Genomic DNA, 15,816 nt, shown 5'->3' on the forward strand with positions numbered 1-15,816 from the left:
TAAAGCGTTTATCATAATTTTTAGCGTAACGGGAGATGCTACTACTAAAATTTCTAAGGAGATTAAAATCTATGAAAAGACTATTTTATACAGTCAGCACTTTTTGTTTTGTTTGGCTTGCTTGTGCAACTATTCACGTCAGTGCTCTTTCCATTGAAAAGCTTCCAATGAAGAAATCGTCTGAACAATGGGCCGTTGAGCTGACAAAAGCGAGCATGACCGGAGATAATCAGTTAAAGTGGAAAAATAACGTCTATCATACATATGGATTAACCGTTGAAAACATTGGAAAAGATGTAGAGCGCGTACAGGTCCAAGCTTTTCGGCATGAAGGAAAAAACAAGGCAAAATACAGCTTGTTTTCTCCCATTGAAAGGTCTAACTTAAGCAAAAGCGGTCAGCGTTTTCGCTATGCGAATTTTGCTGTTCCTGGAAAAGCGGCAGGTTTAGACATTATGATTAACTGGACGGACGAACAAGGCAATCATCAAGAACATTTTGAATTTAAATAAAAGTCTTCGCTTAGGCGAAGACTTTTTTTGCAGGAATTTATCCTCGCATGTGGAAAACGAACACGAAAGGAGAGATCGTAATGATTGCAAAAGCTACTGAAGAATAAATACAGGAAATTCGGACAAAATCTGCTGATGCGCTGTTTGAAGGAACAATGAAGCAGTTTCATCCGTCAGCTGAACGCGTAAATGAACTAGTTGGTAGTGCCCTTAAAAAAGGCTGTTATTATTTAGTTTCGAGACAAGAAAATAAACTCGCAGGCTGGGTTCTTATCGGCCCGTCTGCCGACTTCTTTTCAAAAGAAGAAATTGGCTTTATCTATGAATTATATGTTGTACCGGAATACCGCGGGCAAGGTCTAGCCAAGCCGTTAATGCAAAAAGCAATCAATGAATTGTCTATCAAAGGATATCCTGAAATCAGACTCAGCGTTCATGCTGGGAATTTTGCACAGCATGTGTATCGTGACCTTGGATTTGTAGATAAACAAATATCAATGACCTTACAGATGGTAAAACGTCCGTAACGTTGGTGAATATCAGCGAGTCCATAAAACATAAGATGTTATACACGCGATGAGGTTTGGCAGTGAAAGTAAAAGTAAATAAGTAGCCCAAACGGCTCCTTTATCTAGTACTTCAACGGCTCCTCCACCTGTATTATCTGAGGAAGGGGGATCTTCAAGCGCGTTCATAACTAAAGCTGCCGCAGCTAAAATAATTCCTCCGATGCTTCCCGTTGTTTTGACAATTGCAATATGGAAAGTAGATGAAAAAGCAATAGTAAGAAGCAGCAGCAAGCTTCCCAAAAAAGCAGATAACATATATCGTTTCATGTGCTCACCATCCTTTATGAAATCATACCATATTTTACTTATTTTTTCTTTTTATTGAAAAGCTATTGACGTAACCTATAAAACATATTAGAATAGTCAGAAATAATTTAAAAACGAAATATTCTTATCTAGAGAGGTGGAGGGACTGGCCCTTTGAAGCCTCAGCAACCACAATTATTGAATGGTGCTAATTCCAGCATAGCCTAGCTCTGACAGATAAGAAGAGGAATCTTTTTCTATGATGAAATCCTCTTCTTAGGAAGAAACATTTCGTATAGAAAAGGTGAGGACATTGAACAGTAGACAAACAGCGTTAAGCACTGATGATTATTTAGATCTATACTTATTAGCCAAAGAAATAAAAGACGAAACGTGGCAGCAGGAAACTTTAGCCGCGCTAAAAACGCAGCAAAATCGTTCATTTGAAGAAAAACAATCCGCCCTAGTTCAAGAGATATGGGAAGATTTTAAACAGTTAAATGAAGATATTTCTTTTACGTATCGCTTGATTCAAAAAGAGCCAACTAACGAACAATTTCAGACTAAATTAAGGCACTTGAGAGAACGGCGGATCACGCTGAGCCGTGAGTTATATTTAGCTAAAAAACAGTATGTTGAACACACGCAATAAAAAGATCCGCTTGATAAACAAGCGGTTTTTTTGCGTGAAAATGTTAGAATCGTTATATTTCGGGTAGTAAATAGATAAGACAAGCAAAGGAGGGATAACAGTGGCCCAAGGTGTATTATGTGAAGTGAATGAGTGCATGTATTGGAAATCCGGAAATAAATGCAGTGCAGAGTCCATTTACGTTGTGAGTCCTGAAAGTAGTCACCATGTTTCTGAAACGGAAGAACCTGGCTGTAAAACTTTTGAACCCGCGAGATAAATGCTAGTTTTTATAAAAAAGCATAAAATGAACGATGCGCTGACGGAGTTGAGTCGGCGTTTTTCTATTTTTAAAAAATACTATTACTTAGGTGCAATAATAAATACATAGTAAAAAAGCAGTGTCTGCATCTAATTGTGCGTTTAAACAAAATGATAAGATAATTTTTTCGTTTTTCGACAAAAGAAAAGTGAGAGAAAGGTGATAGAATACAAATATATAGCCTAGCTGACTTTTAGCACAAACTTATATGAAAGCGCTAACAAAAGGCTGTATTCATCTCGTTTTGACAGATTGGAAAAAGGGGAGACGTTTATGCAGGGGAAAACTCAGGGGAAAGAATTGAAACGCGGGTTAGAAGAAAGACATGTGACGCTGATGTCCTTAGGAGCAGCCATAGGGGTAGGGCTGTTTCTTGGATCTGCATCTGCTATTAAATTAGCAGGACCAGGAATATTATTGGCGTACGGATTTAGCGGAATGATTATGTTTTTTATTATGAGAGCACTTGGAGAAATGGCTATTCAAAAACCTGTTGCAGGTTCATTCAGCAAGTACGCACGCGACTATTTAGGGCCGCTTGCTGGTTATTTAACAGGTTGGAACTACTGGTTTTTATGGGTTGTAACATGTATGGCTGAAATTACAGCCGTTGGTATTTATATGGGGTATTGGTATCCGGATGTACCAAACTGGATTTGGGCGTTATCCGCGCTTGTCATCATGACAACGGTTAACTTCTTAGCTGTTAAGGCATATGGTGAACTGGAATTTTGGTTTGCACTTATTAAAATTTTAGCGATTGTGTTAATGATTGCCGTTGGATTATTAATGATTGTGTTTGGAATAGGCAACGGCGGCGTTGCGACTGGTATCAAAAACTTGTGGGACAACGGCGGACTGTTCCCGAACGGATTCAAAGGTATTTTGCTGTCGCTGCAAATGGTTATGTTTGCGTATTTAGGAATTGAAATGATCGGCGTTACCGCAGGAGAAGTGAAAAATCCGGAAAAATCTTTAGCAAGAGCGATTGATTCTGTCTTTTGGCGTATTCTTATTTTCTACGTCGGTGCATTATTTGTTATTATGTCGATTTATCCTTGGCAAGAAATTGGTTCACAGGGAAGTCCGTTTGTATTAACATTTGAAAAAATCGGCATTCCAGCGGCTGCTGGCATTATTAACTTTGTCGTGTTAACAGCAGCTCTTTCTTCTTGTAACAGCGGTATTTTTAGTACAGGCCGTATGCTGTTTAACTTAGCAGAGCACGGAGAAGCGCCAAAAGGATACGGCCAGCTTACAAAAGGCGGCGTGCCGGGAAAAGCAGTTTTAGCATCAGCGGGTGCTTTATTAGTGGGAGTAGCGTTAAACTACATTGTGCCTGCCAAAGTATTTACGTGGGTAACAAGCATTGCAACATTCGGTGCGATTTGGACATGGGGAATTATTTTGCTTTCTCAAATTAAGTATCGCAAAACGTTAAAAACAGGTGAAGAGGCAAAGCTGAAATATAAAATGCCTTTATTTCCGTTAACATCTTATGTGTCACTTGCGTTCCTAGCGCTTGTTGTTGTTCTTATGGCATATAATCCAGATACAAGAATTGCAGTTGTCATCGGACCATTATGGTTTATCGGTCTTATTATCGCGTACTATGCAAAAGGATTCCACAAACGAAGTCAGAGTTCAGCTGGGACTGAGCAAAAGCTAGTGAAATAAACGAAAAGACCTCTTTCTTGGAAAGAGGTCTTTTCGTTTATTTATTCTTAATTTCCTGTAAATTAATTAGTTTAGGTAGGTTTCAATAATTGTTTCAATATCATAAGGGGTAACACCTTCATCAAGAGAATAAATAGTGTCAGCTTTTTGTTTATCGTGGATAAGTGTTCCTCTAGCTTGTGCGTGAAATGAAAAAAGGTCATAAAGCGTTGGCTTCAACAGCTTTGTCATGGCTTTTCCCATAAGAGAGACAGATCCATTGTTTTGTTCGAGATTATTTTCAAATTCAACATGATGATGTAGCGAAATATCCGTCCAAATTAATTTTCGCTCTTGTAAATCAAAAATTAAGGGGATGGAAATCGTGGAATCACTAGCAAGATCTACTTTATTTTGTACGGTAGAAGGTTCGAATATCTCGCCGGACTCTACGTGCTGTCTCACCATCCATCCTCCAAAACATTCGGGAAGCATAACAAAAGGGTGGATAGAAAATGAATAAACGCTCATCAATATATAACGGCCGCCTTTTTTTAGAATCGTAGGGATATGCAAGTCAATAAATTCACATGCCCCGTTAGGAGCAGATGTAATATCTCCGCTGTGAAAAGCTTTGAAGCTTTTTGAAGATAAGTTTGTATAAGAAATATGCTCTTTATACTGCCAGTTTTCATCGTAAATTCCGGCAGATAAATCAATATCTACATTACCGGTGTGTTCACCATTTACAAAGCCTTCTTTCCACCAAATGAAAAAACGAAGTGTATCGCCTTCAGGAATTGTTAATTTACTGCCCCTACTAATCGTTTTTAACGTTTTGCTGCTTGAACGCTGTGAAAATGGTATAGTTTGTTCACGCAAACGTTCATCAATCCATACATTTCCAAGAGGTGGCAACTTAGCAAAACGTTCATGTAAAGCATCTTTGCATGCATTTATTACATCATCACAAAAATTTTTACGAAGAGAAGGTAAGGGATTATCAAGCGCCATTACTTTGGACACATTCCCTTTTGGAAACACTACGCGCATATCTTGTCTATGATGTCGATGCTTCATATGTGAATAGAGCTGAAGAAGTACTGGCGTAGAGACATGATGAGTGACCGTTGCAAATGCTGTAATAATAGAAGCTGCTTCTTGTTCCCCAGTAGATAAGCGCAGTAAATGGTCAATTCGTCTAGCAAAGTCACCTGGACGTTTTTCTAAAAGTGAAACTGCTTTTGAGACGTCTTTTTGCTCGAGTGCTTTCTCTACTTTACTATAGAAGGTCAATGGTTTTTTATGGTTTCGAACAGCATCGAATCCTTTAGCAGCGTTAGGAAATCGATGTTTGTATTCTCCAGGATGTAAAATTTCACCTAAACGAATCCACTTTACTTTATAACGAAACATATCTTCTTCTACGTTTGAAGTTCTTTCTAGCAGCTGCAACAAGCTTCGGCGTTCAAAACGACTAAACTTCTTAAATAAAGTGGGTGATGAAAGGCTAATATCGCCATCAGATAAAGCAGTTGCCAAACGTAAAACATCTGTTGCTGTTTTTAAATAAGAAGACAAGACATCAATAGGTAATTTTTTTGTTTTAATTAAAACAGAGCTAACAAATGCAGCATTTTCTTTTTGAGGAATGACTGCTGGAAGTAGGTCTAATACATGTAAATTGACAAGAGACCATTCAATGTCTGATCGATCCATTTGCGATAATGAGGTATTGGCGCAAATTAATTGGCGCATCATAAGGCCGAATTCTTCATCCGTTCCGAGGTCAATAATCCGTAAATCTGTAGTATCTAACAGTGGAAAAACATCTTGTTTTTCACTGTTTGGTAAAACCCCAGTCAGATAGTGAACCACGGCATTTATGTATAGTTCTGCTTCGGAAGCTTGCATGACTTCGTTTGGAAAGTTAGGATACATCGGTTTATATTTGACATGAGCGCCAAAAAGTCTTTTTAAAGATAAGAGAAGCTGCTCATAAAAAGACATAAATTCGTAGAACGAAAGAGTGAGTAACCGATCAATTAAAGAAGCTGAAGCTGTAAATCCTAATGCCTCAATGTTTTTTAACATGGAAGCTACATAAGCTGGGGCTAATATATCTGATCCTTGTTTTACAATTACTTTAGACTGTCTTCTTAAAAAAATATCGTTTTTCATTCAAACACCACCATGTATGATTTGCACAGAAAAAGCCAGGCGCTGTGCTTCCTGACTTTGAATATATGTATAGTTAAGTTAATGGATTAAGGAAAGGGATACCTCTAAATTCTAAGAGTTGGATGAGAAGGAAGAAGTATCATAGCCTTAATCTTTGAATATTGTACCATCATATTGAAAAGATGTAAAATAATAATAGTTTAGTAAGAAAGGGACTTTTTTATCTTTTTTACCTATCGAATTCTTTCAATCTTAAACCCATTATCAATTTGATGAAAACCGACTTTTGGATAGTAGTTCATAGCAGAAGGAGCGGAAAGTAATATCAGCGCGGTTTCTTCACCGATTTCTGATTGAACGTGTTTGAGGAGCTGTGTGCCGATTCCTTGATTTTGATAATCTTTTACGACAGCTAAATCCGATAAATAGCAGCAGTAGCTAAAATCTGTTAACGCTCTGGCTATGCCAATGAGTTCGCTGTCGCTCCAAGCGGTAACAGTAAGAGAAGCGTGATCAAGCATTCTTTGAATCCGATCAAGATCTTGTGCAGGACGTTTAATACCTGAATGTACAAACACTTTAGCGACTTGTTCCGCACGGATTGAAACGTTGGTTTTATACGTGATAGTCATTGCGTCATCTCCTTGATTTATAAGATATAGTCCAGTATATGAAGAACCTGAACTGAGAGTAAGTGTCAGAAACAGCGAATTTAATAGTATCAGTTAGAAAGGAAAGAATACCATGTTAGAGTTAATGCCCTTGCTCAATAAAAGAAAAGCAGATCCCATATACATGCAGCTTTATACTTACATAAAGAAACAAATTCAAAAAGGTACCATTCCACCTTATGAAAAACTGCCTTCTAAACGAAAGCTAGCTCTTCATTTAAGCATTAGCCAAAATACGGTTGAAGCAGCTTATATACAGTTAGAAGCAGAGGGCTATATTGAGATACTAGCCAGGAAAGGAGCATTTGTAAAAGAGATAAAAAATGAAGTCGTGCTTCAAGAACTGTCTCCCACCTATGTCTCTTTACCGCAAGAAGAACGGAAATCGACTGCTATTGATTTTAGCCACGGAAAGATAGATGTGGAAAAATTTCCGTATAATACGTGGAAAAAGCTAACGGTGCAAACTATTTATCATGATGAAAGCCAGCTTTTTTACAGCGGACATCCGCAGGGCGAACTGCTTCTTCGCCAAGAAATTGCAGCCTACCTTTACCACTCAAGAGGAGTGCGCTGCACAGCGGAGCAAATTGTGATAGGTGCAGGTACGCAGTATCTTATGTGGCTGCTTTCTGTTACATTGGGGAAAGAAAAAATAATTGGATTCGAAAATCCAGGTTTTCACCGAACGAGGAACGTTTTTCAAAGGCAAGGTATGTCAGTGCTCCCTGTTTCTCTTGATGATTCTGGCTTGAAAGTCAAGGAACTGAAAGAAAGCGGAGCGGATGCGGTATACATTACGCCGTCTCATCAATTTCCCATTGGTATGGTCATGCCGATAGCAAGAAGACTTGAACTACTAGAGTGGGCGGAAGAAACGAATGGCTATATTATAGAAGATGACTATGACGGGGAATTTCGCTATAAAGGAAAACCGATTCCCGCACTTCAAGGATTAGATCAAGACGATCGCGTTATTTATACGGGAACGTTTTCAAAGTCTTTGATGCCTTCTCTTCGAATAAGCTATGCCGTGCTGCCACACCGGCTTCTTCCAAGCTATGTAAAGCACTGTGGACTTTTTAAACAGCCTGTTTCAAGGCTTCATCAGCATACGCTTTTTCTGTTTATGAAAGAAGGGCACTGGGAACGTCACTTGAATAAAATGAGAACAGCATACCGCAAGAAACAAGCGCTGCTGCTAGATTGCTTGACTGCTATTATGGGAGAACGTGTAGATGTTATTGGAGAACATTCTGGATTGCATATTCTTCTTAAGGTAAAAAACGGAATGAGTGAACAAAAACTAATTGAAGCAGCTGCCAAGCAAGGGGTAACGATTTATCCAGCGTCTATTTATTATCATAGTGCCGATGACAACAACACGCCTTATGTATTGCTTGGATTTGCAGGACTGTCTGATGAAGAAATAAAAACGGGCATAGATTCGCTGTTTAAAGCTTGGTTCGTCCAATAAGAAGTGAAATTAAAGAGTTCTTTAAACAAAAAGACTTTAAACGGTCTATTTCAGCGAGAGAAATAGATAAGAACCAGCGCGTTTGATTACACAGACTGCGCCGGTTTTTTGTCTGGAAATCAAGGAACAGGCAAGAGTTGATAAGTTAGTGAACTTGAAAGTAAAGGAAAGTTTGATAGGAAGAAGATGCTTCTTGTAAGGAAGTGATAAATGTATGGAAAAGCGGCGTTACATTCATGCGGTTGTTTCTCGACCAGTCATAGTTTGCGAAAAATGATTTTCTTAGTTCGGCCGTCAGTTCAAGCTGTACTCCGGCTTTTAGCAAATTATCATTCACAATATTTTGTTCGCTTGTTCCGGCAATGTCAGAAGGAGCGTCACGGACTGTAAAGCCGTGTTTGCGCAGCGCTTGCTTTACCAGCTCTTTATAAAGCTGATTTTTTCCGCCTACATATACGATAGGCTGACTCCCGCTATAGCCGTGAATCGTCATGACGGACATACTTTGCTGAGCCATTCCTCTAGCAATCGGTTCGTCAAAGTTTTCTGAGGTTATGTGCAGAACTCCGTTGTTATTGGACTTGATGCCTTCGAATAAATAATAAGAAGCGGAAAAGCGATCGGCGAGTTCTTTGGCGACTTCTGATGTGCCCGGTTCAATTCCTCCGCCGTGAATGGCCATAATGGATAGGTAGCTAGAGCGCTGTTCGTAGCGAATATCGTAGTCTTGATGGAGAATCTCGTGCTGCTGCAGTTCTGCATAAGAGGAATAATAGTCACCGCTTGCATAAGAAGGAAGGGGAATTAAAAAGCAGTACATCAAACATAGCAAAGTGCTCGTACTCCATTTGAATAAACGGTTCATTAATAATCACCTCTATTTATTCTATGATAAATAGAGGTGATTATTAATTTTTTCGCCCGATGTAAAGTAAGTGAGAAGACAGGCCAAGGTGATAAGGGTTCGATGCTTGTTGAATAAGGAGCTGAACGATGCTATTCATTTCTTCAGAAGAAGTTTCCTGCCAGTACTTCCATTCCTTTGAATTAACTGACGAAGCAACGTTAGAGGCAATTAGCTCAACACATTGGAATCCATGGTTCGCTAAAAAAGGAATAATATCCTCAATTTTAGTGTAATAAGCGTGAGTAAATCGGCCTTCTTCTGCATGATCAAAGCAGCCTGATTCATAAAAATCATGAAGCGCTTTTGCCGTGTTGTTTGGTTTTAAACGTTCCGGTGATGTTAAAGAAGAAATCACGTGCTGAACACGCGGCATAAATGAAATAAAAACAGTTCCGCCTGGCTTTGTTACCCGATACAGCTCTCGAACGGCTTGAATACGATCTTGCTTCTTCTGTAAATGATACATTGGTCCAAGCATTAATGCCGCATGAAATTGTTCATCTGAACAATAGCGAAGGTTTCGTGCATCTGCCACATAAAAATTACGAAATACATTAAATACTTGCTGTTCTAAAGCTTTTTCTTTGGCTTTTTCAACTAACTGGGGCGTCAAATCAGTCAAAGTTACTTCATAGCCGTTTTCTGCTAGTTTCAAGGCATATCTTCCCGGTCCGGCACCGTTATCTAAAATATGACCGCTAGGAGGAAGGTGTTTTTTTATAAAATGCCAGTTTACTTGAAACTCAATAGGTTCTCGTTCTAACCGTCCCCATTCATCAAATCTGCTGTAATAATCGATGACTTTATCCATTTTAAAGAGCCTCCTATTCAAAAAAAGTTATAGTAAATTATAACAAAAATAGAAATAGTTAATAGGTGTATTTATGAAAAATTGAAGAGAAAGGAGGAAAAAAAGTGACTGCAGCTTTTATTAGTCGTCTCGCGCTATCAGGTCTGCTAGGAGCTTTGGTTGGATTAGAAAGAGAATTTAGAGCAAAAGAAGCGGGCTTTCGCACTCATTTTTTAGTTGCTGTCGGTAGCACGCTGATTATGTTAATTTCGAAATATGGCTTTTCAGATGTGCTTCATCAAGATCATATGGCTCTTGATCCGAGCCGGGTTGCCGCACAAGTAGTAAGCGGTATTGGTTTTTTAGGAGCAGGTATGATTATTATTCAAAAGCAGCATATTAGAGGGCTCACAACAGCCGCAGGCGTATGGGCAACGTCGGGAATTGGTTTAACCATTGGGGCGGGTATGTATACAGTCGGCATTAGCGCAACTATATTGGTGCTGATTGGCTTAGAAATATTGAACGTAATGTTTACATCTCTTTCTACTCATTCCATTTTAATTAAGTTTCGTGCAGCGAATCAAGAGGATATTTATGAGCTCCTTGATAAGATTGAAAGGGAAAGTATTATGATTTCATCCTATGAAATTCACCAGGATCATCATCAAGGTGAACTGCTTTATTTTGTTGAAATAAAAGGAAAAGCAAAAAAGAAAGGGAATAAAGTAGAATTGATTAAATCGATTCACTCTATGGCTCACGTGTTATTTATTGAAATTGAATAAGCACTTATTTATTTTTTCAAAAGAAACTGGAAGAAACGTATTTTAGTTGAAGGAAGAGCAGGGCCGAACGATGAATGGAGGACGTAGATTTCGTGTATGTAGGTGCTTCTAGCGGTTGATTGGAGGGTAAGGCGAAGACTCCTGCGGGAAAAGCGGAACAGGTGAGACCCCGCAGGAGCGTAAGCGACGAGGAGGCTCAGCGGCCGCCCGCGGAAAGCGAAGCCTTGCACGGAAATCAACCGCGGTGTTAAAAGTAATCCATACTAACTTATTTATCCAATTTGTTCTCTCTATCTTGCTTAAACCGTTTCGCAGTGTTTTATCACAGCAAAAAAAGGCTATTACCTAAATATAGAGAATTTTACTGGAGGTTTTAAAATGAAAATTGGAGTCGTAGGTGCTACAGGAAAAGCAGGAAGTTTTATCGTGAAAGAAGCTTTAAATCGCGGGCATGATGTAACGGCAATCGTACGTGATGCGAGCAAAGTAGATGAACGAGATGTTCGTACACTGGAAAAAGACATTTTTGATATCACGGCAAAAGATATCGAAGGCTTGGATGCAGTAGTGAATGCGTTTGGAGCTCCTGAAGGAAAAGAACATCTGCATGTAGAAGCGGGGCAGTCGTTAATTCATGTATTTAAACAAGCTCCGGACGTTCGTCTTCTTGTTGTAGGAGGAGCAGGCAGTTTGTTTGTTGATGAGGAGAAAACGACGCGTCTAGCGGATACGCCTGATTTTCCAAAAGAGTACAAAGCGACAGCTGACAATCAAGCTCAAAATTTAAAAGATTTAGAAAGTACAAGCGATATTAATTGGACGTTTATTAGCCCAGCAGCATTTTTTAATCCTTCAGGAAAACGAACGGATGCTTATAAAACTGGGAAAGATCATGTTATTTTAAACTCAGAAGGAAACAGCCATGTCAGCTATGCTGATTATGCCATTGCTGTTATTGATGAGATTGAGCGAGGAGAGCATGTAAACGAACGCTTTACCGTTGTATCCGACGCTAGATAAAGGAAAAGTCGCTTTATGCGGCTTTTTTTGTGCATGTTATACTATGGAAAAAGGAGTAAGGTATAGAATGGATAATACAATAAACGTAGCACTAACATTTTATAGTGAAGCCTACGAGTCATCTATACATAGCTATACGCTGCCTGAAGAACAGCTCATTTATACGGCACTTCCCGCTGAAGCCTTAGCTAAGTGTGAGCAGGAAAGAGACAGAACGCCTGTTTTGATTTTGGCAGAAAACAAACTAGCCGGCTTTTTCGTGCTCGACGCAGGGGAAGCCGTTAAAGAATATATTAAAAGATCCGGCGCACTTTTAATACGATCGTATTCCATTCATCCTGATTATCAAGGAAATGGGATTGGGAAAAAGTCATTAAAGCTTCTTCCTTCTTTTATCAAAAAGCACTTTCCGACTAAAAATGAAGTGGTGCTAGGGGTGAACCATAAAAACACGGCGGCGCAGCACCTGTATAAACGAAGCGGCTTTGTGGATACAAACCGGCATATTGTTGGAAGCCAAGGAAAGCAGTTTGTTTATCAGATGGACATAAAAAAAGCTTGAACAAGAGTTCAAGCTTTTTTCTTATATAACAAGTAGGAAGCTAGAGAAAATAGGCAGCGCTACAAGGGACGTTTTTAATACGGGAGCAGGTACACGATTTGTAAATTTTGCTCCAATATATGAACCGACCATTGTGCCGACTACTACTTGGATCAACAGTGGAATATCTAAAAAGCCCTGCTGATAATAGCCCATTCCTCCGCCGATGGCAATCGGAATAATAACGAGCATTGTCGTTCCGGCCGACTGACGAATAGACAAGCCTAACACCATCATAAGGCCAAGCTGGATAAATGGAGTTGATCCAATTCCAAACATTCCGGACAGAGCGCCGGTAATTAAGCCAATTAGTAAAGAGTAGACGACAAATTTAGCTCCTGTTGGAATCGTACGTTCTTTTTGCTGACGGGAAAATAAAAACATTCGCAGCCAAAGTAGAACACCAGATAATAAAAGCATACCGGCTGTTAGCCATTTTAGCTCGCCTTCTGGGATAAAGGATGAAAGGTTAGACCCAATCCAAGCGCCTAATGCGCCGAGGATACCAACAGAGATACCGGATTTTAAAGATACGTTACCTTCGCGGTAATGACTGACTGCGCCAGATAAAGAAGAGAAAATCATTGCGGTAAGAGCTGTTGCGAGTGCAACGTGTACAGATACGCCGTACAGCAGCGTTAAAATTGAAATAATAAAACCTGATCCGCCTGCTCCGACAAATCCTAAGATCAGTCCGACGGCTAACATTGTTAAAACAATTGAAACATCCATAAACTAATTCCTTCTTTCAACACTTATTCTATGCAGACACATAACATTTTTAGCAAGTGCTACGTTCTTCATTTAAACATGAATTTTTTATGACGTCCAATGTATAATTTATATGAAATTAATAGTATTATGTAATAAGTAAAGGATGTGAAAAAATGGAATGGCAGCAGCTCGAATATTTTAATGTTGTAGCTCAAACGGAACATTTCACAAAGGCCGCAGAAAAATTATCAATCGCACAGCCTACGCTCAGCCGCTCAATTTCTAAATTAGAATCAGAGCTTGGCGTGCCGCTATTTGAACGAAAAGGAAGGCAAGTTATTTTAAATCGATACGGACGGCTTTTTTACGAACGAACGGCTAAAGTATTAAACGAAATGGAAGAAGCTAAACGTGAGCTTTCAGATTTAATCCACCCTCATCGCGGCAGTATTTCGTTTGCTTTTTTAAAATCATTAGGCGCTTCGTCGGTCCCAAAACTAGTTCATGCTTTTTTACAAGAGTATCCGAACGTTCAATTTCAAATTTTTGAGAACGCCACGAACATCATGCTCGATCAGCTTCAAACGGGGGAAATTGATTTTTGTATGTCTTCCGTAACGGAATCTAGGGCAGGAATTCAGTGGGAATATTTATGGAAGGACGAGCTGTACGCGTATGTCCCTGATACGCATTCTTTTGCCTCAAGGCAAGTGCTTTCGATTTCAGAGTTGGCTCATGAATCGTTTATCGCGTTAAAAAAAGGATATGGAAGCCGAACAATTTTTGATCAGCTGTTTGAAGAAGCCGAAATGGTCCCAAATATTACGTTTGAAGGAGAAGAATTTTTAACGGTGATTGGCTTTGTAGCAGCACATTTAGGGGTCGCCTTGCTTCCTGAAATAAAGGGAGTAGACTTGCGAGGTATAAAAAAAATAAAACTCAAAGAAGACACAGCTTCAAGGGTAATTGGGATTGCGTGGAACAAGGATAAATATTTAACTCCTGTTGCGAAAAAGTTCCAGGAATTTTTAATTCAGTATTTTAAAGACCATCATACAGGAGGAAAACGATGAAGAAAATTGCTTGCCTGCACGCTCATCATTCGAACATCTCTTATATAGAAAAAGCGCTGCCGTTTGCGAACTGTATGCATTTCGTAGACCCCGGCCTTGTACATCGGGTAACAACCGACCCTAAGTTTGCAGCGGAGGCAGCAGCTGCAAAAGTAGAAAAGCAGTTAAAGTGGATGGAAGAATGTTCAGCGGATGCCATTTTACTTACGTGTACGAATTACATTGCTCTTTTACCAGAAGCATTTACAAGCGATATTCCAATTATTAAAATCGATGAGCCTTATTTTCGCCGAATATGTGAAATAGAAGAACCGCAGCTTATCGTGTTTACAAATCCGGAGACCGTAGAAGGAACAATGAAGCGCCTAGACAAATTTGCATTTTATCAAAATGTAAAGATAAAGGTTCGTCCTGTTGTAATAGAAGGTGCTTTTGAACTAGTAATGACTGGAAACCTAAAGAAGTATAAACAGAAGGTAAAACATGTCTTACATGAGCTAATAAAAGAGCATAACACTGTTGTTTCAGTGGCGCAGCTCTCAATGGTAGAAGCGGCGGCGGAGGTAAGCGACCGTATTATTACGCCTCTTCAACCGTTAGCGGAAGAAGTAAGAAAAACAATTATTAGGTCATAAGAAATGAAAAAAAGAAAAAATAAATGGTAAAATATTCACTTTATTTTGACAAAAATTTCATTTCCTTATATGATAAGTAGTGTTATAGAAACCACTTATTATATAGGGGAGGCATCGTTTTGTGAAGAAAGCAAATGCACGCGATAAGATTTTAGAAACAGCATCGCGGCTTTTTCAGCTGCAAGGCTATCATGCAACAGGATTAAATCAAATTATTAAAGAGAGTGGGTCGCCAAAAGGGTCTCTTTATTATTATTTTCCAAAAGGGAAAGAAGAACTGGCGATTCACGCTGTTCAATATACGAATAAATACGTACAAGTTCAAATTAAAGAAAGTCTAAATAAATCTTCTGACGCAGCGCAGGCTATTCAGTATTTTATTGAAGAATTGTCCAAGCAGTTTGAACACGAAGAAAGTATTGCTGGTATGCCTGTTGGACTGCTGGCTGGAGAAACGGCCCTTATTAATGAACCGCTGCGCGAAGTCTGCTACGCAGCGTTTCAAGATTGGGAAAAACTTTTTAGAGAAAAAATGATAGAGAGCGGATTTCAAGAGAAGCAGGCAGGAGAGCTTGCAGTTGTGATTAACTGTATGATCGAAGGAGGAATCTTGCGTTCGTTAACAGAGAAAACAAGCGCTCCTTTGCAGCAGATTCAGCAGCAGATTCCAGTTCTTGTTCGTAAATAAAAAGTGAGGCTGGGACATCACAAAATGAATCTAATCTAAAGACTAACAATCGGGATACATGAGCTGGACTGCTTGTGACACTGCTGTTGATTTCCGTGCAAGGCTTCGCTTTCCGCGGGAGGCCGCTGAGCCTCCTCGTCGCTTGTGCTCTTGCGGCATCTCATCTGTGCCGTTTTTCCCGCAGGAGTCTTCGCCTTGTCCTCCAATCAACAGCTAGAAGTAGCTACCTACATAAAACCTACGTTCACCATAATCATAAAAAAACACGAACTATTCATCCTTTGTGATAGATAGTTCGTGTTTCACTTTAACTAGACTACTTTGTCCCCGACTCT

At 39.4% G+C, this 15,816-nt stretch carries 19 protein-coding genes and 1 riboswitch; of the genes, 12 read left to right on the forward strand and 7 right to left on the reverse strand.

The genetic code is table 11. The features are described from left to right. Positions 1–71 precede the first annotated feature (71 nt). Both MMB69_RS04705 and MMB69_RS04710 read left to right on the forward strand, forming a co-directional pair. The gene (locus MMB69_RS04705) at positions 72–512 is read left to right on the forward strand and encodes a hypothetical protein (RefSeq protein ID WP_221783554.1); all 441 of its coding nucleotides are present in this window, start codon (positions 72–74) and stop codon (positions 510–512) included. A gap of 107 nt (positions 513–619) precedes the next feature. Beyond that, positions 620–1,039, forward strand: coding sequence for a GNAT family N-acetyltransferase (locus MMB69_RS04710; protein WP_277448043.1), 420 nt, complete (start codon positions 620–622; stop codon positions 1,037–1,039). Positions 1,040–1,051: 12 nt separating this feature from the next. Here the strand turns inward: MMB69_RS04710 and MMB69_RS04715 are convergent, their stop codons facing one another. Continuing rightward, entirely contained in the window at positions 1,052–1,348 is a 297-nt protein-coding gene (locus tag MMB69_RS04715) for a hypothetical protein (RefSeq protein ID WP_013058654.1), read from the reverse strand. A 121-nt stretch (positions 1,349–1,469) separates the two neighbouring features. Further along, positions 1,470–1,571, forward strand: a riboswitch (SAM riboswitch). A gap of 60 nt (positions 1,572–1,631) precedes the next feature. Between MMB69_RS04715 and MMB69_RS04720 the strand changes: the two genes are divergently transcribed. From MMB69_RS04720 to alaP, 3 genes are all read left to right on the forward strand, one after another. Next, positions 1,632–1,979 (forward strand): hypothetical protein, encoded by a 348-nt coding sequence (locus tag MMB69_RS04720; RefSeq protein ID WP_223268975.1) that lies wholly within the window; start codon positions 1,632–1,634, stop codon positions 1,977–1,979. A gap of 100 nt (positions 1,980–2,079) precedes the next feature. Beyond that, complete coding sequence (locus MMB69_RS04725; protein WP_016765258.1) at positions 2,080–2,238, forward strand: DUF1540 domain-containing protein; 159 nt, start codon at positions 2,080–2,082, stop codon at positions 2,236–2,238. 315 nt (positions 2,239–2,553) lie between these two features. Then, complete coding sequence (gene alaP, locus MMB69_RS04730) at positions 2,554–3,957, forward strand: alanine permease AlaP (protein ID WP_221783563.1); 1,404 nt, start codon at positions 2,554–2,556, stop codon at positions 3,955–3,957. A gap of 66 nt (positions 3,958–4,023) precedes the next feature. Here alaP and MMB69_RS04735 read toward each other — a convergent pair whose 3' ends face one another. Then, a complete protein-coding gene (locus tag MMB69_RS04735) occupies positions 4,024–6,117 on the reverse strand; it encodes a TerD family protein (protein ID WP_277447264.1) in 2,094 nt (697 codons plus the stop codon). A 233-nt stretch (positions 6,118–6,350) separates the two neighbouring features. Then, positions 6,351–6,749 carry a GNAT family N-acetyltransferase gene (locus MMB69_RS04740; protein WP_277447265.1) on the reverse strand — a complete coding sequence of 133 codons (399 nt, stop codon included), beginning with the start codon at positions 6,747–6,749 and terminating at the stop codon, positions 6,351–6,353. Between the two features lie 112 nt (positions 6,750–6,861). Here MMB69_RS04740 and pdxR point away from each other — a divergent pair, with 112 nt between their 5' ends. Then, complete coding sequence (gene pdxR / locus MMB69_RS04745) at positions 6,862–8,265, forward strand: MocR-like pyridoxine biosynthesis transcription factor PdxR (RefSeq protein WP_277447266.1); 1,404 nt, start codon at positions 6,862–6,864, stop codon at positions 8,263–8,265. Positions 8,266–8,410: 145 nt separating this feature from the next. Here pdxR and MMB69_RS04750 read toward each other — a convergent pair whose 3' ends face one another. After that, positions 8,411–9,130: a poly-gamma-glutamate hydrolase family protein gene (locus MMB69_RS04750; RefSeq protein WP_277447267.1), complete on the reverse strand. Its 720-nt coding sequence runs from the start codon at positions 9,128–9,130 to the stop codon at positions 8,411–8,413. Positions 9,131–9,173: 43 nt separating this feature from the next. Then, positions 9,174–9,983 (reverse strand): class I SAM-dependent methyltransferase, encoded by an 810-nt coding sequence (locus tag MMB69_RS04755; protein WP_277447268.1) that lies wholly within the window; start codon positions 9,981–9,983, stop codon positions 9,174–9,176. A gap of 104 nt (positions 9,984–10,087) precedes the next feature. On the opposite strand from MMB69_RS04755, the gene MMB69_RS04760 reads away from it, so the two are divergent. The 3 genes from MMB69_RS04760 (at position 10,088) to MMB69_RS04770 (ending at position 12,332) form a co-directional block, all read left to right on the forward strand. After that, positions 10,088–10,750 (forward strand): MgtC/SapB family protein, encoded by a 663-nt coding sequence (locus tag MMB69_RS04760; RefSeq protein ID WP_277447269.1) that lies wholly within the window; start codon positions 10,088–10,090, stop codon positions 10,748–10,750. Positions 10,751–11,128: 378 nt separating this feature from the next. Next, on the forward strand, positions 11,129–11,770 hold the full coding sequence (locus MMB69_RS04765) for an NAD(P)-dependent oxidoreductase (protein WP_098792038.1): 642 nt from the start codon (positions 11,129–11,131) through the stop codon (positions 11,768–11,770). A 67-nt stretch (positions 11,771–11,837) separates the two neighbouring features. Next, positions 11,838–12,332 carry a GNAT family N-acetyltransferase gene (locus tag MMB69_RS04770; protein WP_221783578.1) on the forward strand — a complete coding sequence of 165 codons (495 nt, stop codon included), beginning with the start codon at positions 11,838–11,840 and terminating at the stop codon, positions 12,330–12,332. Positions 12,333–12,353: 21 nt separating this feature from the next. Here MMB69_RS04770 and MMB69_RS04775 read toward each other — a convergent pair whose 3' ends face one another. Further along, on the reverse strand, positions 12,354–13,103 hold the full coding sequence (locus MMB69_RS04775; protein WP_013058643.1) for a sulfite exporter TauE/SafE family protein: 750 nt from the start codon (positions 13,101–13,103) through the stop codon (positions 12,354–12,356). Positions 13,104–13,258: 155 nt separating this feature from the next. Here MMB69_RS04775 and MMB69_RS04780 point away from each other — a divergent pair, with 155 nt between their 5' ends. The 3 genes from MMB69_RS04780 to MMB69_RS04790 all read left to right on the forward strand — a co-directional run bounded on the left by MMB69_RS04780 (position 13,259) and on the right by MMB69_RS04790 (position 15,481). Beyond that, positions 13,259–14,158, forward strand: coding sequence for a LysR family transcriptional regulator (locus MMB69_RS04780; protein ID WP_277447270.1), 900 nt, complete (start codon positions 13,259–13,261; stop codon positions 14,156–14,158). Next, positions 14,155–14,793, forward strand: coding sequence for a hypothetical protein (locus tag MMB69_RS04785; protein WP_277447271.1), 639 nt, complete (start codon positions 14,155–14,157; stop codon positions 14,791–14,793). The genes MMB69_RS04780 and MMB69_RS04785 overlap by 4 nt, the downstream gene beginning before the upstream one ends. A gap of 121 nt (positions 14,794–14,914) precedes the next feature. Then, entirely contained in the window at positions 14,915–15,481 is a 567-nt protein-coding gene (locus MMB69_RS04790) for a TetR/AcrR family transcriptional regulator (protein ID WP_075419365.1), read from the forward strand. 42 nt (positions 15,482–15,523) lie between these two features. Here the strand turns inward: MMB69_RS04790 and MMB69_RS04795 are convergent, their stop codons facing one another. Then, positions 15,524–15,691: a hypothetical protein gene (locus MMB69_RS04795; RefSeq protein WP_221783585.1), complete on the reverse strand. Its 168-nt coding sequence runs from the start codon at positions 15,689–15,691 to the stop codon at positions 15,524–15,526. Positions 15,692–15,816 lie beyond the last annotated feature (125 nt).

The sequence above is a fragment of the Priestia sp. P5 genome (assembly GCF_029522155.1).
Taxonomy (GTDB): Bacteria; Bacillota; Bacilli; order Bacillales; family Bacillaceae_H; genus Priestia; species Priestia megaterium_E.